Here is a 629-nt window from a genome sequence, read left to right as displayed (position 1 = left end):
ACCGGGAAGATCTGGTGGCGGAAGAACTTGTGCAGACGGTCCTGCTCGCCGTCGCCCAGGTCGTCCCAGCGCACGATCGTGATGCCCTCGGCCGCGAGCGCCGGCTGCACGTCCTGCGCGAAGACCCGCGCGTGACGCTCCATGAGCTCGTGCGCGCGCTCGCTGATCGCCTCGAGCACCTGCCGCGGCGACAGCCCCGACGCCGCCGTGACCGCGATGCCCGTCGCGATGCGCCGCTTGAGGCCGGCGACGCGCACCATGAAGAACTCGTCGAGGTTCGACGCGAAGATCGCCAGGAACCGCACGCGCTCCAGCAGCGGCAGGTCCGCGTCCTCCGCGAGCTCGAGCACGCGCTGGTTGAACGCGAGCCACGACAGCTCGCGGTCGAGGAACCGGTCGTCCGGCAGGGCCTCGTCGACGGGCTGCGGCGCCTCGTCGGGGGTCTCCACGTGCTCGGCGATGCGCTCTGCCAGCGCGGGGTCCATCGCGGGGGCGTCGGTCATGTGCTCATCGTGGCACCGTCCGGTGAACTCGGCGTCTGCTCGCCGTTCACCTCGTCGTCGCCCGCCCGTCGCGCTGCGCGGCGGCCTCCTCGGTGACCGCGGGGACGCCGCGCGGCGGGCTGCCGG

The 629-nt window shown here is 73.1% G+C and carries 1 pseudogene; it reads right to left on the bottom strand.

The features are described from left to right. Positions 1 to 503 (bottom strand): annotated as a pseudogene (locus G3I71_RS45545) (RNA degradosome polyphosphate kinase); the annotation flags it as partial. Positions 504 to 629: the final 126 nt, after the last annotated feature.

Origin of the sequence: Streptomyces sp. SID12501 (assembly GCF_010550245.1) — a bacterium.
Classification (GTDB): Bacteria; Actinomycetota; Actinomycetes; order Streptomycetales; family Streptomycetaceae; genus Streptomyces.
The sequence above is the reverse complement of the archived record's forward strand: the minus strand, read 5'-3'. Positions and strand labels throughout refer to the sequence as shown.